Here is a 19559-nt window from a genome sequence, read left to right as displayed (position 1 = left end):
GGCTGAATGCTGTAAGCTATTTGTGTTCAAGTGTATCTGAGTGTGATAAAAACTGCAGAGTGTATCTGTCTGTAACAAAATATTGTTGCACGCCGCTTCGGGCATAAAAAATCCCGCTCAAGGCAGGATTTTATCGCGTGACGCAGTGAAGCTTAATCCACTATGCGCAGCAGTTCGTTGATGCCGACCTTACCTCGGGTCTTGGCATCGACCTTCTTGACTATGATAGCCGCGTAGAGGCTGTATTTCCCGCAGCTCGATGGCAGGTTCCCCGATACCACAACCGAACCTGCAGGTACCCGACCATAATGGATTTCGCCCGTTTCCCTGTCATAAATTCGGGTGCTCTGACCTATGTAGACCCCCATGGAGATCACGCTGCCCTCTTCGACCACAACGCCTTCGACTATCTCCGAGCGTGCCCCTATGAAGCAATTATCTTCGATGATAGTGGGACCCGCCTGCAGTGGCTCAAGCACGCCACCTATGCCGACCCCACCCGATAGATGCACATTCTTGCCTATCTGGGCACAAGAGCCGACTGTGGCCCAGGTATCGACCATGGTACCTTCATCGACATAGGCACCCAGGTTTACATATGAGGGCATCAAGACGGTATTCTTGCCTATGAACGAGCCTTTACGTACCGTGGCCGGAGGCACCACACGTATGGCTTCGGCCTTGAAGCGCGCCTCGTCGTAATCGGCAAATTTCTGCGGCACCTTGTCGAAATACCGGGTATCGCCACCTTCTATGATGCCGTTGTCGAAGATGCGAAACGACAAGAGCACGGCTTTCTTCAGCCATTGATGCACATGCCATTGGCCGTCAATCTTTTCGGCCACCCGGGCCTCGCCCTTGTCCAACATGCCGATGACAGTCTCCACATCGGCGCGCACGCCGTCCGATACCGTGGCCGGTGTAATGTCTGCACGTGCTTCGAAAGCCGCTTCAATACGCTGGCGTAAAGCCTCCATGAGTTTCTCCTGTTCAGTTAATTCGTTACGGGTTGTGACAAGGCATGAGTGAGCGCCTCCCTCAGCCTCATCTCCTGGGTGACATCCAGTTGCAATCCCTCGTTGGTCTGCAACATAAAGAAATCTTCGGCGCGCTCTCCTATGGTAGTGATCTTGGCGCCAAGCAAGGTGACGCCACAGCGATAGAAAATATCGCCCACCTTTGCCAGCAAGCCAGGACTGTCGAGGGCGATCAGTTCCATCATACTTGTACCATGACGGCTGCTCGGCAGGAAACTCACCTGAGTCGGAACATTAAAAGGTTTCATCTTACGCGAAAGTTTTCTAAAACGCGGTAATTTGGGCGAATCTGCTCCCAGCGCCTTTTCCAGTCCCTTGCGGATGCTCTGAATGCGCGACAACTGGTTTATGGGCGCCCCATCCTGCTCCAGTATGATGAAGGTATCCAAGGCATAATTATCCTTGGAGGTCATAATGTTGGCATCATGCACATTGATGTTTTTATTGTCCAACACCGCCATGACAGTGGCGAAAAGCTTAGGTCTGTCGGGGCAATAGACGAACAGTTCTGTGCCGCCGCGAGTGGTGTGCTTGGAGATCAACACCAAGGGGGCATCGTGTTTGTGTTTGAGTATCGCTTCGGCGTGCCAGGCAACCTGATTCGGTTGGTGGCGCAGGAAATAGTCCGCCTTGAATCTCTGCCAAAGGGCATCGAGATCTTTTTCCTTGATGCCGCGCCGCAGCAATTCTTTCTTGGCCTTGGCCTGATACTCGCGTACCCGGGCCCGGATATCCACAGGTTTCTCCTTACCCCTGGCCAATACCCTCTGGGTGGAGAAGTACAGATCTCTGAGCAGAGAGCCCTTCCAGCTATTCCAGGTTTTTTCATTGGTGGCACAGATATCGGCCACCGTCAGGCAGTAGAGATAACTCAGGTGCACCGCATCGCGCACCTTGCCGGCAAAATCGGCCACCACGTCGGGATCTGAGATATCCCGCCGCTGGGCTGTGACCGACATCACCAGATGATGTTCCACCAGCCAGGCGACCAGGCGGCCGTCATGATCGTTGAGTCCATGCAACTTGCAAAATGCCAGCGCATCGGCCGCGCCCAGTTTGCTGTGATCGCCGCCTCGCCCCTTGGCAATGTCGTGAAAGATAGCGGCCAGTACCAACAGGCCTTTCTTGGGCAGCTGGTTGATCAGCACAGAGCCCAAAGGAAATTCTTCCTTCTGCTCCGGCTGTGAGAATCTCTCTATGTTGAGCAGCAACCTGTGGGTATGCTCATCGACGGTATAAGCATGGAACAGATCGAACTGCATCTGGCCTTCTATATTGCGCCAGGCGGGCAAATAAGCAGATAACACGCCATGTTTATGCATCAGCGACAGCGCGGCTATGCCCCTGGGATGGCGCAAAATCTCCATGAACACTTGCCGGCAGCCGGCATGCTCCATCAGTGGCTGGGTCTGGGCCCTGCGCGCCAGGCGCAGGGATCTCAGGGTAGGGGCATAGATGCCCTTGATGTTGGAGTTCTTTGCCACCAGCAAGAATAATCTGACGATTTCCTCGGCATTGTTGAACAGCTCGTTGTTCAGTGCTTCGATGAAGATACCACGCCTCTGGTAATGGGCATCGATGGGTTGGATCACCAGCGCCTTGGTATGACCCAGGGTGGCTCGCTTGAACAGCTGCAGCAGCATCTCGTTCAGCTCCATTACCCGCCGAACCGTACGATAGTAGCGTTTCATCAGCTGCTCGACCGCCAGTTGAGTGGCGTCTTCATACCCCATCAGCTCGGCGACCTGGCGTTGCAGATCGAACAGTAAACGGTTCTCGTCACGTCCTGAGATACTATGCAGAGCAAATCTCAGCTCCCACAGGAAAGACTGACACTCGAGCAGTTCTTCCAACTCCTGGGGCTCGAGAAATTCATATTGCACCAACTCCTCGAGCCTGGCGGCATCGAAGTGACGCATCGCCACCCAGGCTATGGTTTGGATATCCCTCAACCCACCCGGGCAGGTCTTGAGATTGGGTTCCAAATCGAAGGCGCTGGCCTTGGCATGACGGGCCTGCTGCTCGTCGCGTTTGGCAATAAAGAAGTCACTCGATGGCCAGAAATCCCCCTGACGTATGCTGTCGTATAAGACATCAAACAGAGGTTCACTGCCAGCCAACAGCCTGGCTTCCAGCAAATTGGTGGCAATGGTGACATCGCCGCGGCCCTGTATCAGGGTCTCGGCAATGGTGCGCACACTGTGGCCGATTTCCAGGCTGGCATCCCAGAGGAAGGTGATGAACTGCCCCAGCGCCGCCTCGGCCTGCTTGCCTAAGTCCTCGTTTTCGACCAGGAACAAGAGATCGATATCCGAATGAGGGTGCAGCTCACCGCGGCCATAACCGCCAACGGCGATGAGCGCAATCGCCTGAGCGTCCAGGCCGAAATCCTGCCAAGCCTGCTTGAGCAGGTCATCGACAAATTGGCATCGCTGCCTGACCAGCTCACCGACTTGTTCTTTGGCTTTAAAGCGATTGAGCAACAGTAAGTTCTGTTCGACTAATGCGGCCTTGGCAGACAGAGCTGTAATCATCGAGTCCCTTGCAATTAACTTGAGTGGATGTAATTTAGTGATTGATAAAACGTGGGAAATCTTCTTCCTCGCGCAGCGTCAGGACTTCGACGCCTTTTTCTGTCACTAACAGAGTGTGTTCCCACTGGGCAGAATTTTTGCCATCCGAGGTGGTCACAGTCCAGTTATCCGACTTGTCCAGCACCGTGGTGTGACGACCCGCGTTGATCATGGGTTCTATGGTGAAACACATGCCCGGACGCAGCACCGTATTGTCATTGTTCTTATAATGCACCACCTGCGGTTCTTCGTGGAAGCCGGCACCTATGCCGTGGCCGCAATAATCTTGCACTATGGAGAATTTCTCCAGCCCTGTCTTGCTGGCCTTGATGAATTTCTCGATAGTGGTGCCTATTTCACCCAGCTTCAGACCTGGACGCACCTTGCGGATGGCCAGATACAGGCTCTCCTGGGCGATGCGGCACAGACGCTTGTCCTTGGCACTGACATCGCCTATGAGGAACATCTTGGAGGTGTCGCCATGATAACCATCCTTGATGACAGTGATATCGATATTGAGTATGTCACCCTCCTTCAGCGGAGGGTTGTCTGCTGGGATGCCGTGGCAAATGACGTTATTTACCGAGGTACAGATCGACTTGGGAAAACCATGGTAGTTGAGCGGTGCCGAAATAGCCCCTTGATCTTCGGTGTATTTAGCACAAATATCGTTGAGTTCGTTGGTGGTGATGCCGGCCTTGACATGGGGGGCGATCATTTCCAGCACCTGGGCGGCCAGCTTACCGGCGGCGCGCATTTTTTCGATTTCAACAGCTGTCTTTATGACTATACTCATGGAGTCTCTCTTCGTGTCTTGAATGGGTCAGTTTTCGGCGCAATCTGACGCAAAAATTTGTGCTTCAGGGCTATTTATGGTATAAAGCGCGCCGTTATGTTTAAGTCTTATTGGGTTTCCCTGGCGGAGTATTACTTGGTCCTGGGGTCGCAATCTGGCTGATATGGCTGCCATTATACATGGCTATTTATGTAAATACTAAATCACACACGTATCGACACATTCTTCGGGGTGCTCCCGGCTGGAAAGCCTGGGGTCGAAGGCATGGGATGCGTGGAGGTCCAACCCCCTAATATACTAAGGTAAGAGAAATGACTACAGTTTCAATGCGCGATATGCTCCAGGCCGGTGTTCACTTCGGTCACCAAACCCGTTACTGGAACCCAAAGATGAAGCCATTCATCTTCGGTGCTCGCAACGGTGTTCACATCATCAACCTCGAGCATACAGTGCCTATGTTCAATGAAGCACTGGCTTTCATCAGCAATGTTGCTTCAAAGAAAGGCAAGGTTTTGTTTGTCGGTACTAAGCGTGCCGCTGGCGAAGCGATCAAAGAAGCGGCTCTGTCATGTGATCAGTACTATGTCGATCACCGCTGGTTAGGCGGTATGCTGACTAACTGGAAAACCGTTCGTCAGTCAATCAAACGTCTGAAAGAACTGGAAAGCCAATCAGTAGACGGTACTTTCGACAAGCTGACCAAGAAAGAAGCGCTGATGCGTACTCGTGAGCTGGAAAAGCTGGAAAAATCTTTGGGTGGTATCAAGAACATGGGCGGCCTGCCAGACGTATTGTTCGTCATAGGCGCTGACCATGAGCATATCGCTATTAAAGAAGCTAACAACTTAGGGATCCCTGTTGTTGCAGTTGTTGATACTAACTCTGCGCCAGACGGTGTTAACTACATCGTTCCTGGTAACGACGACGCGATGCGTGCTATTCGCCTGTACACTGCTTCTGTTGCTGCTGCCGCGAATGCTGGCCGTGGTCAGGATCTGGCTGTGCAAGCTGAGCAAGACGGTTTCGTAGAAGCCGAATAATAATAAGGTGTGGTGATTACATCGCCCTTATTAACCAAGATTTATGATTGGTTAACAGGGGCCTAACGGCCCCTGTTTTATATCTGCAAATTTGTCGATTTTTTATAGAGGATTTAACAATGGCAATTACTGCTGCCCAAGTTAAAGAACTGCGCGAGCGCACTGGCGCTGGCATGATGGATTGTAAAAACGCCCTGACTGAAACTAACGGTGATATCGAACTGGCGATTGATAACATGCGTAAGAGTGGTGCTGCCAAGGCCGCTAAGAAAGCAGGTAACATCGCTGCCGACGGTACTATCCTAATCAAGAATGGCGAAGGTTTCGCTGCACTGTTAGAAGTTAACTGCCAAACCGACTTCGTTGCAAAAGATTCAAACTTCCTTGCATTCGCCAACGCCGTACTGGACGTTGCCGCTGCATCTAAAGTCTCTATCGAAGACTTGAAAGCACAGTTTGAAGAAACCCGTGTTGCGCTGGTTGCTAAAATCGGTGAAAACATCAATGTACGTCGCGTCGAGTACATAGAGGGAGCAAACCTGGCTTCTTACCGTCACGGTGAGCGTATCGGTGTTGTTGTCGCCGGTGAAGCTGACGAAGAGACTTTAAAGCATATCGCAATGCACGTTGCTGCTTCTAAGCCAGAATTCGTTAACCCTGAAGATGTACCTGCTGAACTTGTTGCAAGAGAGCAAGCACTGCAAATCGAAATCGCCATGAACGAAGGCAAGCCTGCCGAGATCGCTGAGAAGATGGTTGTCGGTCGTATGAAGAAGTTCACCGGTGAGATTTCTCTGACTGGTCAAGCTTACATCATGGAACCTAAGAAAACCGTTGGCGAAATTCTTAAAGAGAAAGGCGCTAAGGTAACTAACTTCATTCGTTTGGAAGTGGGTGAAGGTATTGAGAAAAAAGAAGAAGATTTCGCAGCCGAAGTTGCTGCCCAAATCGCGGCTTCTAAAAAGGCTTAATCGCCACTCTCTACATACCCCCAAGACCGCGGCAATTGCTGCGGTCTTGTTATGACCAGGATAAAATTATGAGCACCAATCCAAAACCTGCCTTTAGACGTATTCTTCTGAAATTAAGTGGCGAAGCACTGATGGGTGAAGAAGGCTTCGGTATCGATCCCAAAGTACTGGACCGTATGGCCCAGGAAGTTAAAGAGCTGGTTGAGCTGGGTATTCAAGTGGGGGTGGTGATTGGTGGTGGTAACCTGTTTCGTGGTGAAGGCCTGGCAAAAGCCGGTATGAACCGCGTGGTGGGCGATCACATGGGTATGCTGGCAACTGTCATGAACGGCCTGGCCATGCGTGACGCCTTGCACCGTGCCTATGTCAATGCGCGCCTGATGTCGGCCATTCCCCTGAAGGGCGTATGCGACGACTATAACTGGGCCGAGGCCATCAGCCTGCTCAAGTCTGGCCGTGTGGTGATTTTTGCTGCGGGTACCGGCAATCCTTTCTGCACCACAGATTCTGCCGCCTGTCTGCGCGGTATCGAAATCGAAGCCGAGGTCGTGCTCAAGGGCACCAAGGTCGACGGCGTCTATTCAGACGATCCTATGAAGAACACAGATGCAGTCAAGTACGACGAACTCAGTTACACTGAAGTACTGGATAAAGAATTGAAAGTGATGGACTTGGCCGCCTTTACCATGGCGCGGGACCATGACATGCCTATCTTGGTCTTCAACATGAATAAACCCGGCGCGTTGCGTCGTGTCATCATGGGTGAAGAAGAAGGCACAATGATCAAAGCGAAATAAGTTTTTAGTGACCTAGAAGGACATTTAACGTGATTGAAGATATTAAGCAAGATGCTCAGGAACGCATGGGTAAATGCGTCGAAGCCACCAAGAACCAAATGGCAAAAGTCCGTACCGGCCGTGCTCATCCAAGCCTGCTGGATTCGATCCAGGTCTCTTACTACGGTGCCATGACACCTTTGAATCAAGTGGCCAACGTAGGTATCGAAGATTCCCGTACCCTGTCTGTCAGTGTCTTCGACCGCAGCATGATCCAAGCCGTAGAAAAAGCCATCATGACGTCCGATCTGGGATTGAACCCCATGACGGCCGGCGCGACCATGCGAATTCCTCTGCCCGCATTGACCGAAGAGCGTCGTAAAGACTTTATCAAGGTCGTGCGTGCCGAGGCCGAAAATGGCCGGGTTGCCATACGTAACGTGCGTCGCGATGCGATTTCTGAAGTGAAAAAACTTGAGAAAGCCAAAGAATGCACCGAAGATGATGTGCGCCGCAGTGAAGATGAAGTGCAGAAGTTTACCGACGCGCACATCAAGAAGATCGATGAGATCCTGGCGGCGAAAGAAATTGAGCTGATGGAAGTCTAACCTCCGGTTCGATAAGCTAGAGTTGATGCGCCGTGTAGGGGTATACTACACGGCGTTTGTCTATTTTAAAGGGTCGTAATAGATGTCATCCACAGTGGACTTTGGACAAGATTCTGGGCCAGCCAGTGAGCAGCGCCAGACTTCATCTGAGTTGTCGGATCAACTGCCAGAGCTGGTTAATAGGTCCATCCCTCGGCACGTTGCCATCATAATGGACGGTAATGGTCGTTGGGCCCAGATGCAGGGTAAGCCCAGAGTCATGGGGCATAAGGCCGGAGTCAAGGCGGTACGCCGGGCCGTGAGTACTGCCAGTCAACTCGGGGTTAAATCGCTGACATTATTTGCCTTTTCCAGTGAAAACTGGCGCAGGCCGGATAAGGAAGTCAGCCTGTTGATGGAGCTGTTCTTCACCGTGCTGCAACGTGAACTTAAGCTGTTGCATAAGAATCAGGTCAGATTGAACATCATAGGTGATATCAGTCGTTTTTCGGCGCGCTTGCAGAAGCAGATTGCCGGCGCCGTGGAGAAAACGGCACCCAATACTGGGCTGGTGCTCAATGTTGCCGCCAACTATGGTGGCCGTTGGGATATTTTACAGGCAGCGCAGAAATTGGCTGTCAAAGTTGAAAATGGCGAAATGACCAGCAGTCAGTTCACCGAAGCCGCTTTGAGTGAACATTTATGCATGCAAAATCAGAGTGAAGTTGATTTAATGATCCGCACCGGCGGAGACTATCGCATCAGCAATTTTGTGCTCTGGCAGGCGGCATACGCAGAGTTGGTATTTACCGACACCCTGTGGCCGGATTTCGATGAGCAAGCATTTCAGCAAGCGATCAGTATTTTTTCCAGTCGTCAGCGACGTTTCGGTTTGACCGGCAATCAGATCGATGAAATGCGCACCCTATAAAATTTCATGAGGAAATTTTTTTGCTAAAACAACGAATAATAACAGCAATTTGGTTAGTCCCATTGGTTTTGGGGGCGATATTTTTGCTCCCCGCAAATTATTTCTCCTGGGCCCTGGTGGCGGTATTTTTGATTGCCGCCAAGGAATGGGGCAGGATCATCGATTGTGAATCTAAGGTCACCCAATGGAGTTTCACCGCCACCATGGGGATACTGCTCGTCGCGCTGAACCTTTTGGTACCCATCGACAGCTTGTGGTTCAAGGGGCAGCTGCATCCGGTATTTTTAGCGGTGATTTCTCTCGGAGCCATCTGGTGGGCCGTCGCCTTGCTGCTGGTGGTCTCGTTCCCCCACAGTGGGCGTTTGTGGCAAACCAGCCCCATGCTCAAGTCCATGTTTGGCCAGCTGACCCTGTTACCTTGTTTCGCCTCGCTGATAGCGCTTAAATCCCTGGATACCCTGTCCCAACCATATTATGGTGGCACTCTGGTCTTCCTGGTGATGCTGGTGGTCTGGGCGACGGATTCGGGCGCTTATTTCGCCGGCAAGACGTTCGGCAGAATCAAGCTCATGCCCAAGGTGAGCCCGGCCAAGACGCTGGAGGGACTCGCAGGCGGCCTGTTGACCACCATGTTGGTGGTGGCAGGTGTCATGTATGTCTCCCCCGAACAGGAACTCGGACTGGTCATCGGGGTCACCCTGTTTACCGCCTTGGCTTCGGCGCTGGGGGATTTGTCCGAAAGCATGTTTAAGCGCGTCGCCTGCATCAAAGACTCGGGAACTATTTTACCCGGCCATGGTGGTGTACTGGATCGTATCGACAGCCTGACTGCGGCCTTGCCGGTATTTACCTTGATTTATCTTGCATTCTGGATGTAACGCTATGCAAAATTTGGTGATTTTGGGAGCAACCGGCTCAATAGGTGCCAGCACCTTGAGTGTTATCTCACGAAATCCGCAGGCCTATCGCGCCTATGCCTTGGTGGCGAATGCCAGTGTCGATAAGATGTTGGCCCTATGCCTCGAGCATAGGCCGGTTATCGCGCATATGGTGGATGAGAACGCCGCCGCCTCGCTCAGGTCTCGGCTACCCGCGGCCATGAATGTTCAGGTGACCACGGGAACGCCCGACTTGCTCTGTCTGATGCGCAGCCCGGACGTCGATACCGTGATGGCGGCGATAGTGGGGGCCGCCGGGCTGTTGCCGACCTTCGAGGCCGTCAAGGCGGGTAAACGCGTCTTGCTGGCCAATAAGGAAGCCTTGGTCATGTCCGGCAGACTGTTCATCGATGCCGCCAAGGCCTCAGGCGCTCTGGTGTTGCCGGTCGACAGTGAGCATAACGCTATTTTCCAATGCCTGCCTGAGTTGGTGCAATCCCATCTGGGGCATTGCGATCTCGACACTGCCGGTGTCTCGCATATCTTGCTCACAGGATCAGGTGGACCTTTCCTGACGTCAGACTTGACGACTTTCGCGACCATGACGCCGGCCCAGGCCTGTAAACATCCCAACTGGTCCATGGGGCCCAAGATCTCCGTCGACTCGGCCACCATGATGAACAAGGGGCTGGAGTACATAGAGGCGCGCTGGTTGTTCAATGCCGGGCCAGAGCAGTTGAAGGTGGTGATCCATCCCCAGAGCGTGATCCACTCCATGGTGCAGTATGTGGATGGCTCTGTGGTGGCGCAGATGGGTAACCCGGATATGCGTACGCCTATTGCACATTGTTTAGCCTATCCGCAGAGAATTGCCTCCGGGGTTGAACCTTTGGATTTTTTCAAAGTCGGACAATTAAGCTTCCATGAACCTGATTTCGAACGTTTCCCCTGTTTAGCGCTGGCGATGGCCGCCAGTGCCCAGGGACAGGAGGCAACGACAGTGTTGAATGCCGCCAATGAGATCGCCGTCGAGGCTTTCCTTGGCCGGCAGTTGAAGTTTACCGATATCGCCAGAGTGAATGAATTGTGTCTCGGTCGAGTGCCGGCCGCGACATTGAGCTCGATTGACGATATCCTGATGTTAGATGCCGAGGCCAGGCGTTATGCCGTAGAGGCCATCGCCGCCTTAGCCCAGTAATGTGAGTCCGGTAATGTGAGTCCGGTAATGTTAGTCCAGTAATGAAGGAGTGAGATGTTAGATTTCTTATGGAACTTAGGTTCCTTTATCATAGCCCTTGGGATCTTGGTCACCGCCCATGAGTATGGCCATTTCTGGGTCGCCAGGCGCTGTGGTGTCAGAGTCGAACGTTTTTCCATAGGTTTTGGCAGGGCTATCTGGCGTCGTATCGGCAAAGACGGCACCGAATATGTTGTGGCCCTGATCCCCCTGGGCGGTTACGTCAAGATGCTCGACGAGCGGGTCGATGAGGTCGCCGACGAATTCAAACCACAGGCATTTAATCGTAAGTCGGTATGGCAGCGCATCGCTATCGTAGCTGCGGGGCCGATAGCCAACTTTATCTTTGCCATACTCGCGCTCTATCTGATGTTTTTCATCGGTGTGCCTTCGCTCAAGCCCGTCATAGACTCGACTCTGGCAGGCACCGCGGCCGAGAAGATCCAGATCCATGAGCCCATGCAGATCATGGCGGTATCTGGGCAGAAGGTGCGCAACTGGGAAGAAGTCAATCTCGCCCTTGTGGGTCACATAGGTGAAGACAGTATCAGCCTCTCGCTGGCGCCACTGGATAGGCTGGAAGGCTTGGATAGCCGCGAGGAAACTTATCAGTTGGATACCCGCGAGTGGCGTTTCAATCCTGAGGAACAGTCACCTATCAAGGCGCTGGGGCTGGGAGTCTACAGCCCGGAAATTTTGCCCACCCTGGCGCTGATCAGCCCGGACAGTGCCGCCGAGGCTGCCGGTCTCAAGGCGGGGGATGTGCTGGTCGCAGTCAATGGTCAGGACTATTCAGGCTGGGATGATTTTGTTGAAATTATTCAGCATTCTGCCAATATGCAGGTCGCGTTGACTATACGCCGTGATGCTGAACAGTTCGAGGTTGACTTGGTGCCCAAACCGAGCAAAGCGGCGAACGGCGAGATCATAGGTGTGATAGGTGTCAGCCCTACCCAGGCACCTTGGCCGGAGAATATGCGCTTGCAGCTCGAATATGGCATAGTGGATGCCTTTTTCGTGGCGGCAGACAAGACATGGCAACTGACTGCCGTGAGCTTCAAGATGATTGGAAAGTTATTTACCGGCGACGTGTCGGTGAAAAACCTGAGTGGACCCATCTCAATCGCACAGGGTGCGGGCAATAGTGCAAACTATGGTCTGGTCTATTTTCTCGGGTTTCTCGCGCTCATCAGTGTCAACTTAGGCATAATTAACTTACTGCCTTTGCCTGTGCTCGATGGGGGACATCTACTCTATTACTTCATTGAAGTGATAACGGGTAAACCTGTATCCGAAAGGGTGCAGGAAATAGGATTCAGGTTTGGGGCAGCCTTATTGCTGCTGTTGATGAGTGTCGCACTCTTCAATGATTTCTCCCGACTCTGAGCAGGGACAGACTAATAATTAGAAGTGCTCTATGAGATTGAATAAACTTTTTGCCTCGATGTTATTCGTCGGTGCGTCATTTTCTGGGAATGCGTTGGCCGAAACTTTCCAACCTTTCAAAGTGGCCGACATTCAAGTTGAAGGTTTACAGCGAGTAGCACTGGGTGCTGCCTTGCTGAGCCTGCCGGTTAAAGTGGGAGATACTGTCGATCAGCTTAAGCTGCAACAGGCGATTAAGAGTCTGTATGCCTCGAGCAATTTCGAAAATGTCGAAGTCAGTCGTGACGGCGACGTGCTGGTGGTGACAGTGAAGGAACGGCCAACCATCAGTGCCGTTACCTTCGAAGGTAACAAAGACATCAAGGATGAGCAGCTGCAGGAGAGTCTCGACGGCTCGGGCGTCAAGGTGGGAGAGTCGTTGGACAGGACCATGTTGACCGGGATAGAGAAGGGGCTGCAGGACTTCTATTATGGTGTGGGCAAATACGGCGCCAAGGTCGAGGCCCAGATCATTAACTTGCCCAGGAATAGGGTCGAGTTGAAATTTAAGTTTACCGAAGGCTTGGCGGCGGAAATTCGTCAGATCAACATCATAGGCAATACTCAATTCAGCGATGCCGAGCTCATCGGTATGCTGGAGCTGAAAGACTATGTCGCCTGGTGGGATCTGTTTGGCGAGCGCCGTTACCAGAAGCAGAAGCTGCAGGCGGATCTGGAAACCATCAAGACCTATTATCATAACCAAGGTTATATTCGCTTCGATGTGACTTCGACCCAGGTTGCCATGACCCCGGATCGCAAGGGACTGTACATCACTATCAATGTCGACGAAGGTGAGAAATACAAGGTCAAGGAAGTCAACTTGACCGGGGATCTCATGGGCCGCGAGCCTCTGATGAGAGCCATTCTCCCCATCAAGGATGGCGACATGTACAATGGCAGCGATGTCACCTTCACCGAAGAAATGTACAGCAAGTATCTGGGGCGTTTCGGTTACGCCTATCCGGAAGTGAAGACCTACCCTGAAATCGATGATGAGACTAAGGAAGTAACCCTCAATATCAACATCAAGCCGGGTAAGCGGGTCTATGTGCGCTCGATTAACTTCACCGGTAACCAGGTGACGAAAGATGAAGTGTTGCGCCGGGAGTTGCGCCAGATGGAAGGCGCCTGGTTAAACTCGGCGCAGGTTGAGCTTTCAAAGAGCAACCTCAACCGTTTGGGCTACTTCGAGACGGTAGACACTGAGACCATACAGGTGCCTGGCACAGATGATCTGGTGGATGTGGCCTTCAAGGTGAAGGAGCAGCCGTCTGGCTCCTTCAACGCCGGGGTGGGCTATGGTACCGAATCTGGCGTTAGCCTGCAGCTGGGGGTGCAACAGAGCAACTTCCTGGGTACCGGCAATCAGGCCGGCATCAACCTGAACACCAATAAATATTCCAAAAGCGCTAACTTGAGCTACACGGATCCCTACTGGACCAAGGACCACGTCAGCCTCGGCGGCAGCGTCTTCTGGAGTGAGTTCGATGCCAACCAGGCCAACCTGGAACGTTACAAGAGAAACTCCTATGGGGTGTCGTTAACCTCGGGTTTCAACCTCAACGAATACAATCGTATCAACGGCGGCATAGGCTATCGTCATGATGGCATCTCGGAAACGTCCGCCTACGAGCAGGCGTTGCGGTTCTATAACATCTACCGTGAATCTGACGATCCCAATGCGTCGCTTGATTTCAATAACTTCGAACTGAATCTGGGTTGGTATCGCAGCACGCTGAACCGCGGCACTTTCCCGACCGACGGCTCATCACAGCGTCTAAGTGGCAAGATGACTGTCCCAGGCTCGGATCTGCAGTATTTCAAGACGGATTTCGATACTAACTTCTATTTCCCGCTGACCCGTAACCATAGCTTCGTGTTCCTGACCCGGGCGCATCTTGGCTATGGTAACGGTTATGGTAAGTTCAACGACAACGATCAGATCTTGCCATTCTGGGAGAATTATTATTCCGGTGGCAGCAGCTCGCTGCGCGGCTTCAAGTCGAACTCGGTTGGTCCTCGCTCCTTCTATCTGTATCGTGGCAGCGAGCCTTGTGGACCCGACGTGGCCGGCGAAAGCTGCAGCCTGCCAGGGGAGCCAAACAGTATCCAGGTCAGCTCTGGCCGCTCTGTCGGTGCCAATGCGGTCGCGACGGCCAGCATGGAGCTGATAGTGCCTGTGCCATTTTTGGATGAGGCCTATACCAATTCGGTACGTACCAGTTTATTCGTCGATGCGGGTAATGTCTGGGATACGGAATTTGATTATAATTCCTATCGCTATCTGCCGGCGGATGAGTTTGCTAAGCTGTCTGACTATAGCGATCCGGCCCGCATCCGTGCCTCCTGGGGCATGAGCGTGCAATGGTTGTCGCCCATGGGACCCATGATATTCAGCCTGGCCTGGCCAATTAAAGAATATGAAGACGATGAGACAGAGATCTTTTCGTTCAATATTGGAAAAACCTTCTAAAACCCATACACTCGGCAAGTTTTGCTGAATTTAACAAGGAGTCTATTTTGAACAAGTTAGTAAATCGCGCATTCATGACACTGGTATTATTGGCCGCCCCCGTGGTTGCCCAGGCTGAAAAAATCGCGGTAGTAGATATCAATGCCGTGGTACAACAACTGCCACAGCGCGAGCAGATTGGCAAATCCATCCAGGCCGAGTTCGCCGATCGTGTGGCTGAAGTGAAAAAGATGGAAGAAGAATTGCGTTCCATGCTGGAGAAACAGCAACGCGACGGCGCCCTGATGTCCGACGCTCAGAAGACTGAACTGGTGCGTAAGATGGAATCGGCGAAGGCCGAATACCAGTTGAAGGGTAAGGCATTGGATGAAGATTTTCGTCGTCGTAACGGCGAAGAAAAGAATAAGCTGTTGACCCAAGTGCAGAATGCCGTGAACACCATAGCCCAAAAAGAGCAATATGACATGGTGTTGCAAAGCGGTGCCGTAGTTTTTGTTAAGCCCGATGCCGATATCAGCAACAAGGTGATCGAAGCCTTGAGCAAAGGCAAGTAATAGATGAAGAGTGTGACCTTAAAAGAGCTTGGCCTGTTGCTGGGCGCCGATGTCCAAGGAGATGCGTCTCTGGTCATAACAGGTGTTGCGACACTGGAAGCTGCAGTCGATGGGCAAATCTCTTTTTTAGCCAACAGCAAATACCGCTCGCAACTCGAACATACCCGAGCCGCCGCGGTTTTGCTCACGGCCAAAGATGCTGCCGATTATGCGGGTAATGCCCTGGTGCTGGCGGACCCTTACGTAGGTTTCGCCCGGGTTGCGCAACTGCTGGACACCACACCCAATGCCGCCGAGGGGATACACGCTTCGGCACAGATACACCCGAGCGCCATGCTGGGGGAAGGAGTCGCCGTCGGTGCCAATGCCGTCATAGGCGCCAGGGTGATCTTGGGTGACGGCGTGCAAGTCGGCCCAGGGACTGTGATAGGACAGGACTCGATAGTCGGTTCCAACACGCGCCTGTGGGCCAATGTGACCCTCTACCATGATGTGCAACTGGGGCGGGATTGTATCGTGCACTCGGGTGCCGTCATAGGCTCAGATGGTTTCGGTTATGCCAATGAGCGCGGTCAATGGGTTAAGATCCCCCAGACCGGCGGAGTGCGCATAGGCGACAGAGTCGAAATAGGCGCCAGCACCACGATAGACAGAGGGGCGCTCGGCCACACGGAAATTCACCATGGTGTCATCATAGATAATCAGGTGCAGATAGCACACAACGACATCATAGGTGAAAACAGCGCCATTGCCGGTAACAGCACCATCGCCGGCAGCGTACGCTTGGGCAAATATTGTATCGTCGGTGGCAACAGCGCCATCGCAGGTCATCTCAACATAGTCGATGGGGCACACATAAGTGGCGGCACCAATGTGACCAGCGAGGTCAGAGTACCTGGTGTGTATTCGTCGGCGACAGTGGCGATGGAAAACAAGTTATGGCGCAGGAATACGGTTCGTTTCCGGCAGCTGGACGAGCTGTTCCAACGGGTCAAACAGTTGGAAAAAACATTAAAAACAGAAGATTAATTGTCCTAGGGCAATTTGAGGAAATGTGTTCGTGTCTAATCAATTAAACACTATGGATATCAAAGAAATACTCAAGTATTTACCCCATAGGTACCCGTTTTTGCTCATCGATCGTGTGCTGGATTACACCCCGGGTGAGAGCCTGCACGCGATTAAAAATGTCACTATCAATGAACCCTTTTTTCAGGGACATTTCCCGGTTCAGCCAGTGATGCCAGGTGTACTTATCCTGGAAGCCATGGCTCAGGCCACAGGGCTTTTAGCCTTCAAGACCATGAGTGATGATGTGCCACCCGATAACGTGCTCTATTATTTTGCCGGAATCGACAAGGCCCGTTTCAAGCGGGTGGTCGAGCCTGGCGATCAGGTGCATTTCGAGGTGAAGTTAATCAAGGAACGCCGTGGAATTGGCGTGTTTGTCGGCGAGGCCAAAGTGGATGGCGAGCTGGTTTGTTCAGCCGAAATCATGTGTGCCCGCAGAGAGATCAGTAAGTGATAGATACATTAGCGTTCGTTCATCCCGATGCCAAGATTGGTAAGAATGTCACCATAGGCCCCTGGACTTATGTGGGTCCCGGCGTCGAGATAGGTGACGATACTTGGCTCGGCTCCCACGTGGTGGTCAAGGGCCCGACAGTCATAGGTAAAGGCAATCGCATCTTTCAGTTCGCGTCCGTCGGTGAAGAGTGCCAGGATAAGAAATATGCCGGTGAACCAACCCGGTTGCTCATAGGCGACAATAACGTCATACGCGAGAATGTCACCATACATCGCGGCACGGTTCAGGATCAGGGTGAGACCCGTATCGGTTCCAATAACCTGTTCATGAACTATGTGCATATCGCCCACGATTGTGTGGTGGGGGACAATGTGATTTTGGCAAACAACGCCTCGATCGCCGGCCATGTACACGTGGGTGACTGGGCCATTCTCGGTGGCATGACAGGGGTGCATCAGTTCGTGCATATAGGCGCCCATGCCTTTACCGCGGGTTATTCGCTGATCCTCCAGGATGTGCCGCCCTTCGTGATGGCAGCCGGCCAACCGGCGATCCCTCGGGGTTTGAATAGCGAGGGCATGAAGCGTCGCGGTTTCTCCAAGGAAAGCCAGTTGGCGGTGCGCCGCGCCTATAAGACACTGTATCGCAGCAGCCTGACGGTCGAAGAAGCGACCGCGGCCCTGGCGGACGATGCCGAAAATGATGCCCAGGTGAAACTGATGCTTGAGTTCGTCAAGGCGTCGAGCCGCGGTATAGTACGTTAATTTAGCCTGTTAATTTAACAGGTTAACTCGATGGGTTAATATTCCAGCTGACTCCAGGCAGCTGGATTAGACAAGGGCCGTTGAACATGAGCCGGTTACATTCGATTTTCTTGAGCATGATTGGCATATGAGCAAAAAATCCCAGTTAGTGTTTGCCATGGTCGCCGGAGAAATCTCCGGCGATATTTTAGGGGCCGGTCTCATGGCCGCGCTGCAGCACACCTATCCCCAGGCACGTTTTGTCGGCATAGGTGGCCCACGCATGCAGGCCCTTGGCTTCGAATCCCTGTTCGCCATGGAAGAACTGGCGGTGATGGGCATAGTCGAAGTGCTGTCACGCCTGCCCAGACTGCTCAAGGTACGCGCCAGTCTCGTCAAGCAGATCAGCGAACTGCAGCCGGATTGTTTCATCGGCATAGATGCCCCGGATTTCAACATAGGGCTCGAGCTGAAACTCAAGGCCCGTGGGATCAAGACAGTGCATTATGTCAGCCCCTCCGTATGGGCCTGGCGTCCGAAGCGCATCTTCAAGATAGCCAAGGCGACCCACATGGTGTTGTCTCTGTTGCCGTTTGAGAAGGCCTTCTACGATAAGTACAAGGTGCCTTGTACCTTCGTCGGCCATACCCTGGCCGATGACATCCCCATGCATTCGGATAAAGCGGCCGCGCGGCAAGCGCTGGGACTGGAGGCGCACGCCGAATACCTGGCTGTGTTGCCCGGTTCCCGCGGTGGCGAGCTTAAGATGCTGGCCGAACCCTTCGTCCGCGCCGCCAGTCTGCTCAAACAGCGTTATCCGGATCTGCGTTTCGTGACCCCCTTGGTCAATCAGGCGCGTCGTGCCCAGTTCGAGGCGGCGTTGCAGGAGTTTGCCCCCGATCTGGAAATCACGCTCATCGAAGGTCATTCCAGGGAGGTGATGGCGGCGGCCGACGCCATACTGCTGGCGTCGGGAACCGCCACCCTGGAGGCCATGCTGGTGAAGCGTCCCATGGTGGTGGCATATCGCGTCAGCCCTGTGACCTATAGTATCGCCAAGCGACTGATGCAGATAGATAAGTATTCTCTGCCTAACTTGTTGGCCGCCACCGAATTGGTACCCGAATTGATCCAGAACGAGTGCACCCCCGAGCGTATCGCAGATGCGGTCGCGGCCGAGCTGGACAGAGACTTTGCGCCACAAGAAGCCGAGTTTGAACGTCTGCACGACAGGCTCAGGTGCAATGCCAGCGCCAGGGCCGCCGAGGCGGTATTGAAATTGGTCGGAGTGCAGCCCAATGGCGGTCATTAAGAATATTACCGAGGCACAAGTGCTCAGCCTGTCCCAGGGCTTGGTTGCCGGGGTCGATGAAGTCGGCCGTGGCCCCCTGGTTGGCGATGTCGTGACGGCGGCGGTGATTCTGGATCCGGACAGGCCTATAGCGGGTTTGAACGATTCCAAGAAGCTGTCGGAGAAACGCCGCGAACTCCTGTTCGCCGAGATTTGTGACAAGGCGCTATGCTTCGCCGTGGGCCGCGCCAGCCCGGCCGAAATCGATTCGCTCAACATCTTGCATGCGACCATGCTCGCCATGCAGCGTGCCGTTGCGGCCTTGAGTCTGACGCCGGCATCTGTGTTGGTCGACGGCAATCGCAGCCCGGATTTCGGCCTGCCATCCCATGCCATAGTCAAGGGGGATGGTCTGGTTGCCGCCATCAGCGCCGCTTCCATCATAGCCAAGGTCACCCGTGACCGGGAGATGGCTGTCTTGGATCAAGCCTATCCACAATACGGTTTCGCCAAGCACAAGGGCTATCCCACCCAGGTCCACTTCGAGGCACTGGCCAAGTACGGTGTGTTGGCCGAGCATAGAAAGAGTTTCGCTCCCGTGAGAGACTTGCTGGCGCGCTAGTTTCCCGGCTCTGACTGCGTCTTATGCCTTGTGGCTCTGACGGCGCGAGTCTGTTAGGCTGACTCTTATTTTTATTTTGTTTAACTGGCTATTC

Annotated in this window: 18 protein-coding genes; 15 read left to right on the top strand and 3 right to left on the bottom strand. The window is 53.1% G+C overall.

The window, feature by feature from the left end:
- Nucleotides 1-152 precede the first annotated feature (152 nt).
- The 3 genes from dapD to map are packed head-to-tail and all read right to left on the bottom strand — an operon-like array spanning nt 153 to nt 4406.
- Entirely contained in the window at nt 153-977 is an 825-nt protein-coding gene (dapD, locus tag HC757_RS05225) for a 2,3,4,5-tetrahydropyridine-2,6-dicarboxylate N-succinyltransferase (protein ID WP_169563237.1), read from the bottom strand.
- A 17-nt stretch (nt 978-994) separates the two neighbouring features.
- The gene (gene glnD / locus HC757_RS05220) at nt 995-3571 is read right to left on the bottom strand and encodes a bifunctional uridylyltransferase/uridylyl-removing protein GlnD (RefSeq protein ID WP_169563236.1); all 2577 of its coding nucleotides are present in this window, start codon (nt 3569-3571) and stop codon (nt 995-997) included.
- Between the two features lie 34 nt (nt 3572-3605).
- Nucleotides 3606-4406, bottom strand: a complete 801-nt coding sequence (gene map, locus HC757_RS05215) for a type I methionyl aminopeptidase (protein WP_169563235.1) — start codon at nt 4404-4406, stop codon at nt 3606-3608.
- A 311-nt stretch (nt 4407-4717) separates the two neighbouring features.
- Here map and rpsB point away from each other — a divergent pair, with 311 nt between their 5' ends.
- The 15 genes from rpsB to rnhB all read left to right on the top strand — a co-directional run bounded on the left by rpsB (nt 4718) and on the right by rnhB (nt 19465).
- Nucleotides 4718-5446 carry a 30S ribosomal protein S2 gene (gene rpsB, locus HC757_RS05210; protein WP_169563234.1) on the top strand — a complete coding sequence of 243 codons (729 nt, stop codon included), beginning with the start codon at nt 4718-4720 and terminating at the stop codon, nt 5444-5446.
- 119 nt (nt 5447-5565) lie between these two features.
- A complete protein-coding gene (tsf, locus tag HC757_RS05205; protein WP_169563233.1) occupies nt 5566-6417 on the top strand; it encodes a translation elongation factor Ts in 852 nt (283 codons plus the stop codon).
- Nucleotides 6418-6485: 68 nt separating this feature from the next.
- The gene (pyrH, locus tag HC757_RS05200; RefSeq protein ID WP_169563232.1) at nt 6486-7214 is read left to right on the top strand and encodes a UMP kinase; all 729 of its coding nucleotides are present in this window, start codon (nt 6486-6488) and stop codon (nt 7212-7214) included.
- A 29-nt stretch (nt 7215-7243) separates the two neighbouring features.
- Entirely contained in the window at nt 7244-7801 is a 558-nt protein-coding gene (frr, locus tag HC757_RS05195) for a ribosome recycling factor (RefSeq protein ID WP_169563231.1), read from the top strand.
- Nucleotides 7802-7883: 82 nt separating this feature from the next.
- Complete coding sequence (locus HC757_RS05190; RefSeq protein ID WP_169563230.1) at nt 7884-8711, top strand: undecaprenyl pyrophosphate synthase; 828 nt, start codon at nt 7884-7886, stop codon at nt 8709-8711.
- A gap of 20 nt (nt 8712-8731) precedes the next feature.
- Nucleotides 8732-9589 (top strand): phosphatidate cytidylyltransferase, encoded by an 858-nt coding sequence (locus HC757_RS05185; RefSeq protein ID WP_169563229.1) that lies wholly within the window; start codon nt 8732-8734, stop codon nt 9587-9589.
- A 4-nt stretch (nt 9590-9593) separates the two neighbouring features.
- Nucleotides 9594-10787 carry a 1-deoxy-D-xylulose-5-phosphate reductoisomerase gene (gene ispC / locus HC757_RS05180; protein ID WP_169563228.1) on the top strand — a complete coding sequence of 398 codons (1194 nt, stop codon included), beginning with the start codon at nt 9594-9596 and terminating at the stop codon, nt 10785-10787.
- Between the two features lie 54 nt (nt 10788-10841).
- Nucleotides 10842-12212 carry a sigma E protease regulator RseP gene (gene rseP, locus HC757_RS05175; protein ID WP_169563227.1) on the top strand — a complete coding sequence of 457 codons (1371 nt, stop codon included), beginning with the start codon at nt 10842-10844 and terminating at the stop codon, nt 12210-12212.
- Between the two features lie 31 nt (nt 12213-12243).
- Nucleotides 12244-14727, top strand: a complete 2484-nt coding sequence (gene bamA / locus HC757_RS05170) for an outer membrane protein assembly factor BamA (protein ID WP_169563226.1) — start codon at nt 12244-12246, stop codon at nt 14725-14727.
- 47 nt (nt 14728-14774) lie between these two features.
- Nucleotides 14775-15281: an OmpH/Skp family outer membrane protein gene (locus HC757_RS05165; RefSeq protein ID WP_244623139.1), complete on the top strand. Its 507-nt coding sequence runs from the start codon at nt 14775-14777 to the stop codon at nt 15279-15281.
- A gap of 3 nt (nt 15282-15284) precedes the next feature.
- Nucleotides 15285-16310, top strand: coding sequence for a UDP-3-O-(3-hydroxymyristoyl)glucosamine N-acyltransferase (gene lpxD / locus HC757_RS05160; protein WP_169563225.1), 1026 nt, complete (start codon nt 15285-15287; stop codon nt 16308-16310).
- A 31-nt stretch (nt 16311-16341) separates the two neighbouring features.
- Nucleotides 16342-16806 carry a 3-hydroxyacyl-ACP dehydratase FabZ gene (fabZ, locus tag HC757_RS05155; RefSeq protein ID WP_169563224.1) on the top strand — a complete coding sequence of 155 codons (465 nt, stop codon included), beginning with the start codon at nt 16342-16344 and terminating at the stop codon, nt 16804-16806.
- Nucleotides 16803-17573, top strand: a complete 771-nt coding sequence (gene lpxA / locus HC757_RS05150) for an acyl-ACP--UDP-N-acetylglucosamine O-acyltransferase (RefSeq protein WP_169563223.1) — start codon at nt 16803-16805, stop codon at nt 17571-17573. Before fabZ ends, lpxA begins: the two co-directional genes overlap by 4 nt.
- Before the next feature lie 127 nt (nt 17574-17700).
- Nucleotides 17701-18864 (top strand): lipid-A-disaccharide synthase, encoded by a 1164-nt coding sequence (lpxB, locus tag HC757_RS05145; RefSeq protein WP_169563222.1) that lies wholly within the window; start codon nt 17701-17703, stop codon nt 18862-18864.
- A complete protein-coding gene (rnhB, locus tag HC757_RS05140) occupies nt 18851-19465 on the top strand; it encodes a ribonuclease HII (protein ID WP_169563221.1) in 615 nt (204 codons plus the stop codon). Before lpxB ends, rnhB begins: the two co-directional genes overlap by 14 nt.
- Nucleotides 19466-19559: the final 94 nt, after the last annotated feature.

The organism is Shewanella salipaludis, from assembly GCF_012911865.1.
Lineage (GTDB): Bacteria > Pseudomonadota > Gammaproteobacteria > Enterobacterales > Shewanellaceae > Shewanella > Shewanella salipaludis.
This window is presented reverse-complemented; position numbering and strand designations above follow the sequence as displayed.